The organism is Streptomyces sp. NPDC050388 (genome assembly GCF_040655635.1).
Lineage (GTDB): Bacteria > Actinomycetota > Actinomycetes > Streptomycetales > Streptomycetaceae > Streptomyces.
In genome coordinates this window covers 60,661-77,397 of the sequence record NZ_JBFAKH010000018.1, presented here as the reverse complement: position 1 = coordinate 77,397, position 16,737 = coordinate 60,661, and the positions used below count along the sequence as shown (strand labels likewise).

Annotated in this window: 19 protein-coding genes; 2 read left to right on the top strand and 17 right to left on the bottom strand. The window is 70.8% G+C overall.

Features of this window, described 5'->3' with window-relative positions; all coding sequences use genetic code 11:
* Window positions 1-27 precede the first annotated feature (27 nt).
* On the top strand, window positions 28-666 hold the full coding sequence (locus AB0I73_RS13210) for a DUF1877 family protein (protein WP_363036719.1): 639 nt from the start codon (window positions 28-30) through the stop codon (window positions 664-666).
* A gap of 283 nt (window positions 667-949) precedes the next feature.
* Here the strand turns inward: AB0I73_RS13210 and AB0I73_RS13205 are convergent, their stop codons facing one another.
* The 5 genes from AB0I73_RS13205 to rpsB form a co-directional block, all read right to left on the bottom strand.
* On the bottom strand, window positions 950-2,074 hold the full coding sequence (locus AB0I73_RS13205) for a phosphatidate cytidylyltransferase (RefSeq protein WP_363036717.1): 1,125 nt from the start codon (window positions 2,072-2,074) through the stop codon (window positions 950-952).
* A complete protein-coding gene (gene frr, locus AB0I73_RS13200; protein ID WP_109381790.1) occupies window positions 2,074-2,631 on the bottom strand; it encodes a ribosome recycling factor in 558 nt (185 codons plus the stop codon). Before frr ends, AB0I73_RS13205 begins: the two co-directional genes overlap by 1 nt.
* Window positions 2,632-2,811: 180 nt before the next feature.
* Window positions 2,812-3,570 carry a UMP kinase gene (pyrH, locus tag AB0I73_RS13195; RefSeq protein ID WP_202276293.1) on the bottom strand — a complete coding sequence of 253 codons (759 nt, stop codon included), beginning with the start codon at window positions 3,568-3,570 and terminating at the stop codon, window positions 2,812-2,814.
* Between the two features lie 189 nt (window positions 3,571-3,759).
* Window positions 3,760-4,596: a translation elongation factor Ts gene (gene tsf, locus AB0I73_RS13190; RefSeq protein ID WP_363036715.1), complete on the bottom strand. Its 837-nt coding sequence runs from the start codon at window positions 4,594-4,596 to the stop codon at window positions 3,760-3,762.
* Window positions 4,597-4,754: 158 nt separating this feature from the next.
* Complete coding sequence (rpsB, locus tag AB0I73_RS13185) at window positions 4,755-5,684, bottom strand: 30S ribosomal protein S2 (RefSeq protein ID WP_363036713.1); 930 nt, start codon at window positions 5,682-5,684, stop codon at window positions 4,755-4,757.
* 329 nt (window positions 5,685-6,013) lie between these two features.
* Here rpsB and AB0I73_RS13180 point away from each other — a divergent pair, with 329 nt between their 5' ends.
* Window positions 6,014-6,652, top strand: a complete 639-nt coding sequence (locus tag AB0I73_RS13180; RefSeq protein ID WP_363036711.1) for a M23 family metallopeptidase — start codon at window positions 6,014-6,016, stop codon at window positions 6,650-6,652.
* Between the two features lie 37 nt (window positions 6,653-6,689).
* Here AB0I73_RS13180 and AB0I73_RS13175 read toward each other — a convergent pair whose 3' ends face one another.
* From AB0I73_RS13175 to rplS, 12 genes are all read right to left on the bottom strand, one after another.
* Window positions 6,690-7,247: a TetR/AcrR family transcriptional regulator gene (locus AB0I73_RS13175; protein WP_109381785.1), complete on the bottom strand. Its 558-nt coding sequence runs from the start codon at window positions 7,245-7,247 to the stop codon at window positions 6,690-6,692.
* 119 nt (window positions 7,248-7,366) lie between these two features.
* A complete protein-coding gene (gene whiG, locus AB0I73_RS13170; protein WP_363036709.1) occupies window positions 7,367-8,209 on the bottom strand; it encodes an RNA polymerase sigma factor WhiG in 843 nt (280 codons plus the stop codon).
* A 320-nt stretch (window positions 8,210-8,529) separates the two neighbouring features.
* Entirely contained in the window at window positions 8,530-9,729 is a 1,200-nt protein-coding gene (dprA, locus tag AB0I73_RS13165) for a DNA-processing protein DprA (RefSeq protein ID WP_363036707.1), read from the bottom strand.
* Window positions 9,726-11,360 carry a YifB family Mg chelatase-like AAA ATPase gene (locus AB0I73_RS13160; protein WP_363036705.1) on the bottom strand — a complete coding sequence of 545 codons (1,635 nt, stop codon included), beginning with the start codon at window positions 11,358-11,360 and terminating at the stop codon, window positions 9,726-9,728. The genes dprA and AB0I73_RS13160 overlap by 4 nt, the downstream gene beginning before the upstream one ends.
* Before the next feature lies 1 nt (window position 11,361).
* Window positions 11,362-11,763: a YraN family protein gene (locus AB0I73_RS13155; protein ID WP_363036703.1), complete on the bottom strand. Its 402-nt coding sequence runs from the start codon at window positions 11,761-11,763 to the stop codon at window positions 11,362-11,364.
* 78 nt (window positions 11,764-11,841) lie between these two features.
* A complete protein-coding gene (locus AB0I73_RS13150; protein WP_003965949.1) occupies window positions 11,842-12,150 on the bottom strand; it encodes a DUF2469 domain-containing protein in 309 nt (102 codons plus the stop codon).
* A gap of 103 nt (window positions 12,151-12,253) precedes the next feature.
* Window positions 12,254-12,781, bottom strand: coding sequence for an NUDIX hydrolase (locus AB0I73_RS13145; RefSeq protein WP_363036701.1), 528 nt, complete (start codon window positions 12,779-12,781; stop codon window positions 12,254-12,256).
* Window positions 12,771-13,550, bottom strand: a complete 780-nt coding sequence (lepB, locus tag AB0I73_RS13140; protein ID WP_363036699.1) for a signal peptidase I — start codon at window positions 13,548-13,550, stop codon at window positions 12,771-12,773. Before lepB (AB0I73_RS13140) ends, AB0I73_RS13145 begins: the two co-directional genes overlap by 11 nt.
* 54 nt (window positions 13,551-13,604) lie before the next feature.
* Window positions 13,605-14,585, bottom strand: coding sequence for a signal peptidase I (lepB, locus tag AB0I73_RS13135; RefSeq protein WP_363036697.1), 981 nt, complete (start codon window positions 14,583-14,585; stop codon window positions 13,605-13,607).
* A complete protein-coding gene (gene lepB, locus AB0I73_RS13130) occupies window positions 14,473-15,567 on the bottom strand; it encodes a signal peptidase I (protein ID WP_363036695.1) in 1,095 nt (364 codons plus the stop codon). The genes lepB (AB0I73_RS13135) and lepB (AB0I73_RS13130) overlap by 113 nt, the downstream gene beginning before the upstream one ends.
* The gene (gene lepB / locus AB0I73_RS13125) at window positions 15,560-16,300 is read right to left on the bottom strand and encodes a signal peptidase I (protein ID WP_363036693.1); all 741 of its coding nucleotides are present in this window, start codon (window positions 16,298-16,300) and stop codon (window positions 15,560-15,562) included. Before lepB (AB0I73_RS13125) ends, lepB (AB0I73_RS13130) begins: the two co-directional genes overlap by 8 nt.
* A gap of 45 nt (window positions 16,301-16,345) precedes the next feature.
* Complete coding sequence (gene rplS / locus AB0I73_RS13120) at window positions 16,346-16,696, bottom strand: 50S ribosomal protein L19 (protein ID WP_363036691.1); 351 nt, start codon at window positions 16,694-16,696, stop codon at window positions 16,346-16,348.
* Window positions 16,697-16,737: the final 41 nt, after the last annotated feature.

The following is a 16,737-nucleotide window of genomic DNA, read 5'->3' as shown; positions in this document are numbered from 1 at the left end:
TCGGTTGCCTCGGCCAGAATGCGCGGCATGAGCATCAAAATGCAGCTGCGCGCCATGCCGGAGTCCGAGATCCGAGAGGACTGGGCTTGGCTGGAGGAGTTCATGGGGGCCGCCGGGGACTTCGACCGCTTCCAGGCCGAGCGCCGGGCCGGAACAGCCGAAGTCGTGGAGTACCACTTTCCCGCCCTCCATGAGGTCTACGAAGCGGCGTACACCCTGCAGGGCTCTCCTGACTGGGAGCTTCCGGTCTTCGGGGGCAGTCCTGTGTACCACGCCACCCACGACCAGCCGCCGTTTCTGATACTCCGCCCCGCCCAGGTGCGCGAAGTAGCGGACTTCCTGGCTGCGGTTTCCTTCGATGCTCTTTGGGACGCGGCCCGGCCGAAGGTCCTGCCCCCCTTCTCTGCCTTCGACGAGGCTGAGGTCAAGGGCTGGTTCCCACCCACCACACCGACCTGCAGGCCTTCTACACCCGGACCGTCCCCACGGGGCACGCCGTCGTCAAGGCCTTCTGGTACTGAACCGCAGTCTTCTCCTCGGCTCGCGGGCTCAGGCATGGCGGTACCGGTGCCGCAGATCCAAACGGGTGACCGCGCGAGTCGTCCGAGGGCTCCCTGGAGCTCTCGGAACAACCCATCGACCAGAGCCACGGCCCAGGAGCCGTAGCTCTTCCAGCGGTGGGACATCCGGCAGTACGGACGCGGTCCGCGCCGCCCGCCCTGGTCGATCAGGGTGTCACACCATCGGCACGGCAGCTCACCCCGGTACCTGCCGTCGTCCCCCAGCCGTGCCTGCACCGTGGCGGAGCCCTACCCACGGGTGCACGCGCCGGACAGGGCGGCGGGGAACGGCGGCGGACGTGCTCGGGGCGGTCGGGCCCTCCTCCGACGGGGCGAGCCCCCGCGTCCGGCGGGACGCGGGGGCTCGAAGAGGTCCGGGGCCGACGGGGTCAGCTGCCGACGAACACGACCAGCAGCAACCACACCACCGGGGCCGTGGGCAGCAGGGAGTCCAGGCGGTCCATGATGCCGCCGTGGCCGGGGAGCAGGGTGCCCATGTCCTTGATGCCCAGGTCCCGCTTGATCATGGACTCGCCCAGGTCGCCGAGAGTGGCGCTGACGGCGACCGCGAGGCCGAGCAGCAGCCCCTGCCACCAGGTGCCGTCGTCGATCAGGAACTGCATGCACAGCGCGCCCGCCGCCATCGCGAACCCGACCGCGCCCAGCAGGCCCTCGCGGGTCTTGCCGGGGCTGATGCGCGGGGCGAGCTTGTGCGTGCCGAAGCGCCAGCCGACGGCGTACGCACCGGTGTCACTTATGACAGTGAGCAGCAGGAACACCAGGACCCGCCAGTGCCCGTCGTCCGCGGCCAGCATCATCGTGACGAAGGTCGCCAGGAACGGCACGTAGAACGCGGCGAAGATCCCCGCAGTGACGTCCCTGAGGTAGTTCTCGGGCGGTTGGGCCATCCGCCAGACCAGCACCGCCAGCGCGGTGAACGCCATGGCGACCCACGCGCCCTCGGCGCCCCGGACGTACCCGGCGACGACCATGGCGGCGCCGCCGAGCGCGAGCGGCACGAGCGGCGCCCGGATCCCCTTGCGCTCCTCCAGCCGCTTGGTCAGCTCCCACAGGCCCACCACGACTGCGGCCGCGACGACGCCGACGAAGACCGCCTTGACGACGAACAGCGACACGACGATCACAGCGCCGAGCCCGACACCGACCCCTATGGCGGCGCCCAGGTCGCGTCCCGCGCTCTTCTTCTGCGGCGGGGGCGCCGGCTGCGGGGCGTCGGGCATGGGCTCCGGATTCTGCGGCATCTCCCCCGGATGGGGGCGCGCCCGCGTCGTCTCGTCTGGGAACAGAGGGCCGCCCAGCCGAGCGGTCCCCCGGCCCATGTCCTGATCGGCACCGTGTTCGGGCAGGTCGGGCACGATGGGCATGGGGCGAGTCTGCTGCGCGTAGTGCGCATCGTACGTGGGAGCCGCCGGGACAGCTCCCTGGGCGGACCCCTGCTCGGGCGGCCCCCAGTACCCGGCCTGCGGCGGCGCCCCCCAGGAAGAGTCGTTCATCAGACTTCGAGCAGTTCCGCTTCCTTGTGCTTCAGGAGCTCGTCCACCTGCGCGACGTACTTCGCGGTGGTGTCGTCGAGCTCCTTCTCCGCACGGCGGCCCTCGTCCTCGCCGACCTCGCCGTCCTTGATCATCTTGTCGATGCCGTCCTTGGCCTTGCGGCGCACGGCACGGATGGAGACCTTGGCGTCCTCTCCCTTGGCCTTGGCGACCTTGATGAACTCGCGGCGGCGCTCCTCGGTGAGCTCGGGGAACACCACGCGGATGATATTGCCGTCGTTGCTCGGGTTGACGCCCAGGTCGGAGTCGCGGATGGCCTGTTCGATGTTGCGCAGGGCGCTCTTGTCGAACGGCGTCACCACGGCCATGCGCGGCTCGGGCACGGAGAACGAGGCCAGCTGGTTGATCGGCGTCAGTGCGCCGTAGTAGTCAGCCACGATCTTGTTGAACATCGCCGGGTGCGCACGACCGGTGCGGATCGCGGCGAAGTCCTCCTTGGCGACCACGACGGCCTTCTCCATTTTCTCCTCGGCCTCGAGGAGGGTCTCTTCGATCACCACTTGCTCCTGCGTGTCTTGAGTAGGCCCGGCAGCGGTTCCCTGGCGGGGCGGCGGCCGGCTGCGTCGCGTCTTCTTCCTGCACGGTTCCCGACCGGCGGGACGTTGTCCATCCCCCGGCCCGGCCCGGTCCGTCCGCTCCCAGGAGTGTCCTGACTCGGACGGGTGGTTCTGGTCCGGTCAGTTCCGGTCCGTCTGGTCACCCACAAGTGTGCCGATCTTCTCACCCTTGACGGCGCGCGCGATATTGCCCTCCGTCAGCAGTTCGAAGACGACGATCGGGAGCTTGTTGTCGCGGCACAGGGTGATGGCCGTGGCGTCGGCGACCTTCAGGTCACGCGTGATGACCTCCCCGTACCCGAGGTGGTCGAACTTCACCGCGTCGGGGTTGGTCTTCGGGTCGGAGTCGTAGACCCCGTCCACACCGTTCTTGCCCATCAGCAGCGCCTCGGCGTCGATCTCCAGGGCGCGCTGGGCGGCGGTGGTGTCGGTGGAGAAGTACGGCATGCCCATACCGGCGCCGAAGATGACCACTCGGCCCTTCTCCAGGTGCCGTACGGCTCGCAGGGGGATGTAGGGCTCCGCGACCTGGCCCATGGTGATGGCGGTCTGCACCCTGCAGTCCACGCCTTCCTTCTCCAGGAAGTCCTGGAGCGCCAGGCAGTTCATCACGGTGCCCAGCATGCCCATGTAGTCGGAGCGGGCCCGGTCCATGCCGCGCTGCTGCAGTTCCGCGCCGCGGAAGAAGTTGCCGCCGCCGATGACGGCGGCGATCTGCGCGCCGTCACGGACGACCGCCGCGATCTCGCGTGCCACAGCGTGCACCACGTCGGGATCGACGCCCAGGCCGCCGCCACCGGAGAATGCCTCTCCGGACAGCTTCAGCAGAAACCGGCCGCGTACTTTGCCGTCGTCGCTCTTCTCGGCCTTGGTGGTCATGGGGATCCCGCCTCTTTCACGTGTTGCACATGCGAAGGAGGCCACTGCCGGCGGGGTGTGCTTCGCATCCCATGCGGCAATGGCCTCCTCGTCAGATCTGCTGTCACCCGGCACGCGCACGTGCGTGACGGCGTGTCCGAACGACTGCTGACGACCCTATCGGGGTCGCGCGCCCGTCGCGGTACGGACTCAGATGCCGACCTTGATGCGCGTGAAGCGCTTCAGGGTGACACCGGCCTCGTCCAGGACCTGCTGGACGGACTTCTTGTTGTCCAGCGCGTAGGGCTGGCCGAGCAGCGTGGCGTCCTTGAAGAAGCCGTTGAGGCGACCCTCGACGATCTTCGGCAGGGCGGCCTCGGGCTTGCCCTCGGCGCGGGTGGTCTCCTCGGCGACGCGGCGCTCGGTCTCGATGACCTCGGCCGGCACGTCCTCCTTGGAGAGGTAGTTCGGCGCGAACGCGGCGATGTGCTGGGCGACGCCCTTGGCGACCTCGGCATTCGGCTTGTCGAATTCGACGAGGACACCGATCTGCGGGGGCAGGTCGGGCATCGTGCGGTGCATGTACGCCGCCACGTAGCCGTCGGTGAACTGGGCGAAGCGGTCCAGGACGATCTTCTCGCCCAGGTTGGCGTTGGCCTCGTCGACGAACGCCTGGACGGTCTTGCCGGCCTCGATCTCGGAGGCGAGCAGGGCCTCGATGTCGGCCGGGGAGGTCTTGGCGACGTGCTCGGCGATGGCGGTGGCCACGCCCTGGAACTTCTCGCCCTTGGCGACGAAGTCCGTCTCGCACTTCAGCTCCACGAGGACGCCGGAGGCGTTGTCGTCGGCGATGATCGAGACCACGGCGCCGTTCTCGGCGGAGCGGCCCTCGCGCTTGGCGACGCCCTTCTGGCCCTTGATACGGAGCGCCTCGACGGCCTTCTCGACGTTGCCCTCGGCCTCGTCCAGCGCCTTCTTGCAGTCCATCATGCCGGCGCCGGTGAGCTCCCGGAGCTTCTTGACGTCGGCGGCGGTGTAGTTCGCCATGAGTCTGTGAGTCTTTCTCGAAGTCTGGAGGTTCGGAGATCTGCGGGTCCGCGATCTACGTGTAGACGCAGAGCGCGGACTCACCGCTGACCTACGGGTGAACGGCGGGAGCAGACTTCATGTGGCCCGCTCCCGCCGTATCCGCACGGACGGGCCGGTCAGGCCTGCTCGGCCTCGGCGGCCGGGGCGGCGTCGGCCGCGGGGGCCTCGGTCGCGGGGGCCTCGGTCGCGGGGGCCTCGGTCGCGGGGGCCTCAGCCGCGGGGGCTTCGGCCGGCTTCTCGGCCTCGGCGGCGGCCGGGGTCTCGTCGGCCTTCTTCTCGCCCTCGAGCAGGTCGCGCTCCCACTCGGCGAGGGGCTCGCCGGCGGCCTTCTCGCCCTTGCCCTCGGTGGCGACACCGGAGCGGGCGATGAGGCCCTCGGCGACCGCGTCGGCGATCACGCGGGTGAGCAGGGTGACCGAGCGGATCGCGTCGTCGTTGCCCGGGATCTTGTAGTCGACCTCGTCGGGGTCGCAGTTGGTGTCGAGGATGGCGACGACCGGGATGTTGAGCTTCCGGGCCTCACCGACCGCGATGTGCTCCTTCTTGGTGTCCACGATCCAGACGGCGCTGGGCACCTTCTGCATCTCGCGGATACCGCCGAGGGTCTTCTCCAGCTTGGCCTTCTCGCGGGAGAGGACCAGCAGCTCCTTCTTGGTGAGGCCGGAGGCGGCCACGTCCTCGAAGTCGATCTGCTCGAGCTCCTTGAGGCGCTGCAGACGCTTGTAGACGGTCGAGAAGTTGGTGAGCATGCCGCCCAGCCAGCGCTGGTTGACGTAGGGCATGCCGACGCGGGTGGCCTGCTCGGCGATGGCCTCCTGCGCCTGCTTCTTCGTACCGACGAACATGACCGTGCCGCCGTGGGCGACCGTCTCCTTGACGAACTCGTAGGCGCGGTCGATGTACGACAGCGACTGGAGTAGGTCGATGATGTAGATGCCGTTGCGCTCGGTGAAGATGAAGCGCTTCATCTTCGGGTTCCAACGGCGGGTCTGGTGACCGAAGTGGACGCCGCTTTCCAGCAGCTCCCGCATCGTGACGACGGCCATGGCCGTATCTCCTTGGGTTTCTCGGTTGTGCCGCGGGAGCCGGCGGTTCCCGCGCCTGACGCCCACGACGCGCCGTTGCCACAGAGGACCGAGGGGCGCTGACACCGGGAGCGGTCGTAACCGTGCGGTCGTGACCGGACCTGATGTCGGGGCGTGCGAAGTCGACCCGGTGACCCGGATCGCCACCCAGAAGTGTACGGGACCCACGGGGCGCCGGGTGACGTCGTTGTCCACAACCGGCCGGTGGTCCACAGGTCCCGGCGGTGATCACGGATCTCGGGGAGGCTCCCCGCATGCGAGTGAGCCGATTTCTGAGGACGTGTGCGCGCATGGCCGTCCTGCTGGTCCTGACTCCGACGGCGCTGCTGTCACCACCGCCGCCTTCGCTGCCGTTGCTCGTGGCTCGGACGGGTGGCACGGCTCCGCCGGATGCCGGCACTGATACCGCTGATACTGCTGATACCGCCGACACCGGTTCCGGTGCCGGGGCGGCGGATCCCGGGTCCGGGGTGCCGGCCGTCGGGCGGGCCTGGCCCGTGGGGGTGCGGCCCCGGGTGCTGCGCGGCTGGGAACCGCCGGAGACCAGGTACGGACGCGGGCACCGCGGTGTGGACCTGGCGGCGGCGCCGGGGACCCCGGTACGGGCGGTGGCGGCGGGCCGGGTCTCCTACGCCGGCCCGGTGGCCGGCCGGGGCGTCGTCTCGGTGGAGCTGTCCGGCACGGGGGCCCCACCTCTGCGTACGACCTACGAGCCGGTCCTGCCGTCGGTGGAGGAAGGGGCCGAGGTGGCACCGGGCGAGGTGATCGGCACGGTGGCGGCCACGGGCTCCCACTGCACGGCTCCCTGCCTGCACTGGGGCCTGCTGAGAGCGGACGTCTACCTCAACCCGCTCGCCCTGCTCCCGCCCCACCTGCTCGGCGGCCCCTCAAGGCTCCTCCCGGTCCTCGGCGTACCGCTGCCGGAGTGACCGGGGCACCGGAGAAGCGGGGCCAGGGCCGGACGGATCAGGGCCGGACGCCCCGGAGGGTCATGGCGACCGCCGCCTCTGTGATCGTCTCGGGGTTCTCCGCGGCGCCCAGTTCGATCCGGCGCACGGCGGCGTCGACCACGCCCTGGAGCAGCATCGCCGCGAGCCGGGGCTGTTCGTGGCCCAGTTCACCCAGCGCCTCGACGATCATCGCGACGAGTCCGCCGTGCGCCGCGCGGATCTTCTCCCGGGCACCCGCGTCGAGTTCGCTCGCGGAGATGGCCACCACGGCCCGGTGACGCCGGTCCCCGACCAGTTCCAGCTGCTTGCGGACGTACGCCTCGACCTTGGCCTCGGCGCCCTCGACCGCGGCCATCGCGAACTCGACCTCGGCCGCCCAGACCGGGAAGTCGACCTCGCACAGCTCCTCGACGACGGCCGCGCGGGAGCGGAAGTACTCGTACACGGAGGAGCGCGCCAGGCCGGTGCGCTCGGCGAGGGCAGGGAAGGTCAGCGCCTCCGTACCGCCCTCGGACAGCAGGGAGCGTGCCGCGTCCAGCAGGGCGGCTCGCTGCATCGACCGGTGCTCGGCCACGGAGGCCGCTCGAATCCTTGGCACGCCCACCACTTTACGGACGCCCCGCACGAGGGGGGAGTCCCCAGACCGAAACCGCAGGTGGGACGGGTGCCCCTGCAGCCTGCCGAGCGGCCGGTTCAGCCGCTGAAGCTCGCCAGTTTCGCCCTCAGCTGGAGTACGGACTTGGTGTGGATCTGGCTGACCCTGCTCTCCGTGACCCCCAGCACATGGCCGATCTCGGCCAGGGTGAGCCCCTCGTAGTAGTACAGCGTGACCACGGTCTTCTCCCGCTCCGGGAGCGTGTTGATCGCCCGTGCGAGGAACCTTCGCAGCTCCCGGCCCTCGGCCACCTCCACCGGGTTGTCGGCGGCGGTGTCCTCCAGGGTGTCCATCAGGCTGAGCCGGTCGCCGCTGTCGCCCCCTGCGTGCAGCAGCTCCTCCAGGGCGACGACGTTCGCGAGGGACAGCTGGCTGAAAACCGCGTGCAGCTCCTCCACGGCGATACCCATCTCGCCGGCGACCTCGCTCTCCGTCGGCGTGCGCCTGAGCCGGGCCTCCAGCGTCGCGTAAGCCCGCTCGACGTTGCGCGCCTTCTGCCGCACCGAGCGCGGAATCCAGTCCAGGGCCCGCAGCTCGTCGATCATCGCGCCCCTGATGCGGGTGATCGCGTAGGTCTCGAACTTGATCTCCCGGTCGACGTCGAACTTCTCGATCGCGTCGATCAGTCCGAACACCCCGGAGGAGACGAAGTCCGCCTGGTCCACATTGGGCGGCAGCCCCACGCTGACCCGGCCCGCGACGTACTTCACCAACGGCGAGTAGTGCAGGATCAGCTGCTCCCGCAGTCGCTCGTCCCCCGTCGCCTTGTACGACCGCCACAGCTCGTCGAGCGTCGAGGGAGCGGGCGGTCGCACGCTGCCACCGTCACGGGCGGCTGGGGGGATCGCCGCCCGGTCGGACCCGGAGGTGTGCTGGGGCATTCGTCGCCTTGTGCCGTTCTGCAGCGGACCGTCGCCGTCTGCGTGAGCTGTCTGTCCGATACCGAGCCGCCCGTCTGTGCCTGCCCGGATCGCCTGCCGTGGTGCCCTTCCGTGCTGTCTTTCCGTATCGGGACGCTTGTGAGCGTAGCGTGACTGTGGAGTCGCGGTGCGCGAAGAAGTGAGGTCGGGGCGCGCGTGGAGGTGTCCCGACCCCGGCCCCACCGGGCCGCACTCGTCGCTCTGCGTGTTCACCCGGGTGTCCCAACTGACGTATTTTCCAAGGGACGTGGACGTTCCCCCGGACGGCCGAACACACTCCGTCAGTGATCATCGGAGCCGTCCCCGACCGGGATCACCGCCTGGCGTGTCAACTTCCAGTCGTCGCCGTGTCGTTCGACGTATCCAAGTGCTCGCAGTTCGTACAGTCTCGCGATCGCGTCGTCGCGGGTGGTGCGCGCACCGCGCGCGATCCCGTCCACCCCGGACGCCACCCGCGCCGGCAGCGCGTCGAGGACCTGGCGGGTGGCCGGATCCAGCAGGTCGCGGGGCAGTACCGGGCCGCGCCGGTCCGGGGCCAGTTCGCCCATGTCTCCGACCAGCTCGATGACCTCCGCGGCGTCGGTGACCAGCACCGCCTCCTGCCGCAGCAGTTCGTGCACCCCGGCGGAGCGCCCACTGGTGGCCGGCCCGGGCACCCCCATCGTGTGGCGTCCCAGGCGCCGGGCCGCCCTGGCGGTCACCAGGGAGCCGCTGCGGTGGGCGGCCTCGACGACCACGGTGCCCCGGGTGAGCGCGGCGATGACCCGGTTGCGGAGGATGAATCTGCTCGGCGTCGGGTGCTCACCGGGCGGCAGCTCGCCGATCACCAGCCCCTGTTCCGCAATCCTGGTGATCAGTCCGGTGTGTCCGCGCGGGTAGGGCCGGTCGACTCCGCAGGCGAGTACGGCGACGGTGGCGCCGCCCGAGCCGAGCGCACCGCGGTGGGCGGCGCCGTCGACCCCGTAGGCGCCGCCGGAGACCACGACCCAGCCGCGTTCGGCGAGTTCGGCGGAGAGAGTGGCAGCCATGTGGGCGCCGTACTCGGTGCAGGCGCGGGCGCCGACGACGGCGACCGAGCGCAGCGCCCACATCCGCAGGTCGGCCGGGCCGCGCACCCACAGCCCGAGGGGCCGGCCGTCCCCCAGGTCGTCGAGCTGCCGGGGCCACTCGGCCGTCCCGGGGCACACGAACCGTGTCCCGGCGTCCCGCGCGACGGCGAGATCCCGGTCCGGTTCGGCCCGCGCGCTCCGCGCCAGCAGTCCGACCCACCGCCGGCCGCTCACCCCCGGCAGCGGCTCGGCTCCCTCCCGCAGCCGTGACACCACTTCCCGCGCGCCCAGTTCCCGCACCCACCGCCCACCGGTCTCGTCGCCGGGTTCGAGGACACGGGTGAGGAAGATCCGGGCGAGGAACTCGTCACCGCGGCCGTCGGCCGGTTCATGGCCGGGCCGCCCGCCCGCGGGCTCGTCGGCGCGGCTCATGTCAGCGCTCCGATGGCCATGGGCACGCCGCGGGGGACACCGGTGCGCAGTTGCAGCGCGAGGGCGACGTCCGTGACGTCGGGCCGGTCGTGGCCGACCAGGTCGGCGACGGTCCAGGCGACCCGCAGCACCCGGTCGAGTCCGCGGGCGCTGAGCACACCGCGCTCCAGGCTCCGCTCGGCGTCCTCCAACGCGCCGGGCGCCGCGTGCCAGCGGCGGCGCAGCTCCCGTCCGGGGATGTCGCCGTTGGTGCGCCACGGGGTGCCGGCGAGCCGCGCGGCGGCGCGCTCGCGGGCCGCGCGCACCCGGTCGGCGACCGTGGCGGTGGATTCACCGCGGGCCCCGTCGGCGGTCAGTTCGGCACGTGTGACGCGCTCGGCCTCGACCCGCAGGTCGACCCGGTCGAGCAGCGGGCCGGACAGCCGGGCCTGGTAGCGGCGGATCAACGAGGGCGGGCACTCGCACAGGGCCTCCTTCGGCGAGAAGCGGCCGCAGGGACAGGGGTTGGCGGCGAGCACCATCAGGAACCTCGCCGGGAAGCGCACCACGCCGGAACTGCGCGCGAGGACGACGTGCCCGGCCTCCAGCGGCTGACGCAGGGCGTCCAGGGCACGGCCGCCGAACTCGGGGGTCTCGTCCAGGAAGAGCACACCCCGGTGCGCGAGGGACACCGCTCCGGGCCGGGCGATTCCGGGGCCGCCGCCGACGAGCGCCTGCATCGTGGCCGAGTGGTGCGGGGCGCAGTAGGGGGCGGTGTCGATCAGGGGCTTGCCCGGGGGCAGCAGGCCGGCCACCGAGTGCACCGCCGTGACCTCCAGCGACTCCTGCCGGTCGAGCGGGGGCAGGAGCGAGGGCAGCCGCTCCGCGAGCATGGTCTTGCCCGCGCCCGGCGGTCCTTCGAGGAACAGGTGGTGCCCGCCGGCCGCCGCCACCTCCACCCCGGTCCGCGCCGGAAGCTGGCCGACGACGTCGGCGAGATCGGCAAGGTCGCAGCCGGGGTCGTAGTGGGCCGCGCCGGCGCTGTGCATGCCGGTGGCCGCGCCGGTGCCGGGGACCCGTAGCCCGGCCAGGAGCGGATCGGGCCGCCCCTGGCCACCGGGTTCCTCCTCGGGTACGGGTTCGTCGGTGAGTACGGCGATCAGCTGGCGCAGGCTGCGGATGCCCAGCACCGACACACCCGGCACCAGCGAGGCCTCGGCGGCGGCGCACTCGGGCACCACCACCTGTTCGTACCCCGCGTCGGCCGCCGCGATGACCGCGGGCAGCGTGCCCCGGACCGGTCGCACTCTGCCGTCCAGTCCCAGCTCACCGATCATCACGAGGTCGGCGAGCACCCGCGGGTCGATCCGCTCGGCGGCGCCCAGGACGGCACTGGCGACGGCCAGGTCGAAGCCACTGCCGGCCTTCGGCACCGATGCCGGGCTGAGTCCCACGGTGAGCTTCTTCTGCGGCCACTCCGCACCGGAGTTGACCACGGCGGCCCTGACCCGGTCCCGGCTCTCCGTCAGGCTCTTGTCCGGCAGCCCCACCAGGGTGAACGCCGCCACTCCCGGTTCCAGGTCGGCCTGGACCTCCACGACCACGCCCTCGACGCCCACCAGCGCCACCGAGCAGGTACGGGCGAACCCCATCTCAGGCCACCCCCCGGACGTGCTCGACCCGGGGCGCGCCCCGCTCCGGCAGCAGGACGCCGATCAGGTCGATGCGGACGCCACCGGGCGGTGCTCCCCCGTGCGCCTGGAGCCAGCGCTGCGCCAGGTCCCGCAGGCGGCTCGCCTTGGCCGGATCGACGGCCGCCATGGGGTGCTGGAAGGACGCGGCCCTGCGGGTCTTCACCTCGCAGACGACGAGGACGTCCCCGTCCCTGGCCACGATGTCGATCTCGCCGGTTCTGCCGCAGCGCCAGTTGCGCTCCAGGACCGTCATTCCGGCCTGCGCCAGCCGCCGCGCGGCCAGCGCCTCGCCGTACCTGCCGAGTGCGCTGCGTGCCTGCTGGGTGTTCATGTCGGCACCACCTCCGGCACCAACCGTCACGCAGTCGGCCGCCCGAAGTGGATCTTGGTGGACAAACCGGCGGTTGTGGACAACTCCGTCACCCGCCGGGGGCTCCTGTCATCCGCCGGGGAGCTCCAGGTCGCTCTTGTTGAGCTCCTCGATGTTCACGTCCTTGAACGTGAGGACGCGCACCTGTTTCACGAACCTGGCCGGCCGGTACATGTCCCAGACCCAGGCGTCCGCCATGGACACCTCGAAGAACACCTCGCCCTGGACCGAGTGCACCTGCATCTCGTAGTCGTTGGTCAGGTAGAAGCGGCGCTCGGTCTCGATCACGTATTTGAACAGACCGACGACGTCGCGGTACTCCCGGTAGAGCTTGAGCTCCATCTCGGTCTCGTACTTCTCGAGGTCCTCGGCGCTCATGGCATGTTCCCCTTCACCCGTGCGATCCCACCATTGTGCGCCAGTCCCAGGGGCCTCCGTTCTCTGAAGCCGGTCTGCCCTGCCGGACAGTTCCCGGGACCTTTCACTGGACGATCTCGGTGTCGAGGGTCACGGGTCCGGCCGGAGGGCCCTCCTCGAGCAGCGTGCGCAGCAGTTCGGCGAGTCTGGTCGGGTACACCGTCTCATGCGCCCGCGCCAGTTCCGGGCACGTCCACCAGCGCGCTCCGGCGACACTGCGCTGCTCCAGTTCGGTCAGCGCCGTGGCTTTGGTGGCCGTTCGGGTGGTGCGGGCGAGGTAGTACCACTCGTCCTGGTCCCAGCGGCGGCCCGCGAACGGGAAGGAGCACTGCCTCCGCCACAGCACGGGCCCCAGCTCCACCTCGGTGATGCCGGTCTCCTCCGCGAGTTCCCGCAGCGCGGCCTGCTTCCGGGTCTCGTCGCCCTCCACGCCGCCGCCGGGTGTGAACCACCAGTCGTCGGTCGGGTCGTCCGGTTCATGACCGTGCAGCAGCAGGATGCGGTCCCGCGGGTCGAGCAGCACCACGCGGGCGACCCTGCGCAGCCCGCCGTCGTAGGAGTCCTCGGCCGGGCGGACCGGCTCAGCGGCCACCGGACGCCCCCACGGCCGCCTTCCGCGCCCGGGAGGATCCGGCCCGCTCGGCGAGGGGACCGTACGCGGCGCCGCCGAAGATGAGTACCGCGCCGGCGATCACCAGGGCGACGACCGCCCGCAGCGGCCCCGGCGAAGAGAGGGCACCGAGTTCCTCGAAGCCGGTGGGGGCCCTCAGCATGCCCTCCATCGGCCAGACCACGGCGTCGACCCGGGCCTGGACGGCTTTGCGGGAGACGGTGCCGTTCGCGGCGTCGGTGAGATGGGAGGTGGAGTCCACGGAACCGGCGCGCTCGTCACCGAGCAGAAACAGTCGGCCCGTCGGCACGGTCACTTCCGGGAAGCCGCTGAACCCGGCCACCTCGTCCTCGGAGAGATAGGGTTCGTCGATCTTCGTACCGTTGACCTCCAGCCGGCCGTCCTCGCAGCAGGAGACGGTGTCGCCGCCGACGGCGACCACCCGCTTGAGGACCGGTACGTTCGCCCAGTTCACGTCCTCGAAGACCACGACGTCACCGCGGCGGACGTCACCGCTGTCGATGCGCTGGGCCAGCACCCGGTCACCGGCGCCGATCGTCGGCGCCATCGAGGTGGTGGGCACGGTGTAAGGCCGGTACACGAGCGCTCCCCAGGCGAACCCGCCGAGGAAGAGCACCATGCCCAGCGCCACGGCCAGTGAGGACAGGCGCTGCCCGGTCCGACCGCCCGCCGGGCCCCGGCCCGCACCGTCGCCCCGCGAAGCCGTACGCGTCGTGCTCCGACCAGTCATGGACGGCACCCTACCCGGCGGTACCGAACCGGGTCAGCCCCTCCTCGGCGGCGCTCAGCGCTCGCCGCCCCCACCGGGCCTGCGCCGCCACAGCACCAGCGGCACGACGCCCATCAGCGCGAGCCCCTGGGGCGCCACCGACAGGGCCGCCCCGACCGACGCCTCGTTGTTCAGCCCGGGCTGGTCGAAGGTGGCCGGGACCTCGAGGTAGTCCCAGCGGCTGACCGGCCAGCCGATGACGACGGCACGGCCGACGACTTCCTGCACCGGGACCATGCCGTGGTTCTCGTCGGCCTGGTTGTACCGGGAGTCCCGGGAGTTCTGCCGGTGGTCGCCCATGACCCAGATGTGCCCCGCGGGCACCACGACCCTGAACTGGCCGCCCTGGTCGTCCTGGCTGCACGGTGTGTTGCCCGGATAGACGTACGACGCCTCGTTCAGGGCGACGCCGTTGACCGTCAGCGGCCCGGTGCCCTTGCACTCGACGACGTCTCCGCCGACCCCGACGACCCGCTTGATCAGGTCCTTCTCCTCCACGGACGGCATCAGGCCGATCCAGCTGAGGATCTTCTGCAACGCGTTGGCCTCCGGCGTCGGCTCGCCCGCCAACCAGTTGTCGGGGTCGTGGAAGACCACGACCTCGCCGCGCTCGGGCTCGGAACCGAACCAGGGGGTGAGCTTGTCGACCAGGACGCGGTCACCCTGCTGGAGGGTGTTCTGCATCGAGTCCGACGGGATCGAGAACGCCTGCAGCAGGAATGTCTTGATCAGCAGCGCCAGCACCAGCGCGATACCGACCAGGATGGGCAGTTCCTTCCAGAAGGAGCGCGGCTTCTTCTCCTGGCGGGGCGAATCGCCCGACCCCTGGTCCCCGGTCCTCGTCCGGTCGTCGCTCACGCTGCCCTCCTCGACCGCCGGGGAGTCATTCCCGGAGGTCGCGGCGCTGTCCCCGGCCGGGCCCTCCGGTTCCGCGGGCCGATCGCGGTGCTCCTCGCCGTCGGCTCCGGATCGTGCGCCAACCGCCACATCCCCCACGCCAGCTCCTCACTCTGTGCCGCCGCCTGCCCCATGCGCGGCGCAGGCCCACCACTCCCATAACGAGCGGGAGTTCCGCAGGGCTCGGGAGCTGAACCATTCCGTTCGAATGGTTCTGGGCAACCCTATGCGACAGCGGGGCGGCAACGCTCGACCCGCGTGTCGGGTCCGCCACGGACGCATAGGTTTCTGGTTCGTCCAGAGTGTTCCAGTGAGCGAACGGCCAGGCGATGACCATGGCCCGGCCCACCACCTCCTCCTCGGAGACGGTGCCGCCGTAGTCGGTGTCCTGGTGGGAACGGGAATCGGCGGAGTTGGACCGGTGGTCGCCCATCACCCACAGGCGCCCCTCGGGCACGGTGACCTCGAACGGCGTCGTGGAGGGGGCGTTGCCCGGGTAGAGGTAGTCGCCCTCCTCCAGGGGTACGCCGTTGACGGTGACCCGGCCCTGTGTGTCACAGCACTTGACCTGGTCGCCGCCGACTCCGACGACCCGCTTGATGAGGTCCTTCTCGTTCTCCGACGGCAGCAGCCCGATGAAGGTGAGCCCGTCCTTGACCTGCTTGACGCCGACCGGATCGTCCCTCGTGGGAGTGGTCTGCTCGTCCTGCAGCCAGCCGCCGGGGTCCTTGAACACGACGACGTCCCCGCGCTGCGGCTTGGAGCCGAACCACGGGGTGAGCTTGTCGACCAGGACGCGGTCGCCGACCTGGATCGTCTGCTCCATGGAGCCGGACGGGATGACGAAGGCCTGGACGAGGAACGTCTTCAGCACCAGCGCTATCACGACGGCGACCCCGATCAGGAGCGGTATCTCCTTGACCGCGCCGCGCCTGCGCCGCCGTTTGACCTTCCGCTGGAGCTTGCGCCGGTCGGCCCGGCTCCTCCCGTCGGCCGCGCTGACCGCGCGGCGAGCGCCGGTGGGCAGCAGGTTCTCCGCGGCGCTCACCGGGACGCCGCGGGGTTTGCCGCGGTTACCCATGGGCCCCCTCCCCGGGGTGCGCCGCGTTCGTCCCCGGTGCCGGCACGCGCGCGTAGGCGTCGGGACGGTGCAGCCGGGTGGTGCGGTCGAAGGGCGAGACGATCCAGTCGGCGCGGCCGATCACCGCGCTCACCGGGATCATGCCGCCGCCGGGCGATCCGAGGTGGTCGCGGGAGTCGCTGGAGTCGCTGCGGTGATCACCGAGGACGAACAGGCGCCCCTCGGGCACGACCACGTCGAAGGGGACGGTGGAGGCGCTCTCGCCGGGGAACAGGAAGCCCGACTCGTCGACCGACCGACCGTTCACCAGGATCCTCCCCTCCCTGTCGCAGCAGACCACGTGGTCCCCACCCACACCGACAACGCGCTTGATGTAGTCGGTGTCCCCGAAATACCCGGTGCCGTCGAACACAACCACGTCGCCACGTTGCGGCCCGGCTCCGAAACGGTATGCCGACTTCAGTACGAGAACGCGGTCCCCGGCCCTCAACGAGGGCTCCATCGATCCGCTGGGGATCTGGAACGGCCGTGCCACGAACGTGCTGAGCGCGAACAGGAGCAGCAGCACCGACAGCAGGGTCGCGGTGATCCATCCTCCGGGGAGCCCGCCCACGAGACGCGGCACCAACGAGGAGCGCGACCGTTCCTCCGGACCCGGGGCCTCCGAGGTCTCCTCGGGTCCGACCGGGTGGGAGGAGCGGTCGCGCTCCGTCGACTGTGCTTCGGTGTCCATCGAGGCCAGATGTTATCCGGCCTCGGGCTCACCTCGGAAAAGCGCTCAGTTCTCGCGCTTCTCCTTGATCTTCGCCGCCTTGCCGCGCAGGTCACGCAGGTAGTACAGCTTGGCGCGACGGACGTCACCCTTGGTGACGAGCTCGATCTTCTCCACGATCGGGGTGTGCACCGGGAAGGTGCGCTCGACGCCGACGGAGAAGGAGACCTTGCGGACCGTGAAGGTCTCGCGCACGCCGGCACCCTGGCGGCGGATCACCACGCCCTTGAACTGCTGCACACGAGTGCGGTTGCCCTCGATGACGCGCACGTGGACGTTGACGGTGTCACCGGGACGGAAGGCCGGGATGTCGCTGCGCAGCGACGCGGAGTCGACGGAGTCGAGCAGGTGAGACATTTCGTCTGCTTTCTTCGCTGATGCCGCAGGTCATCAACGGC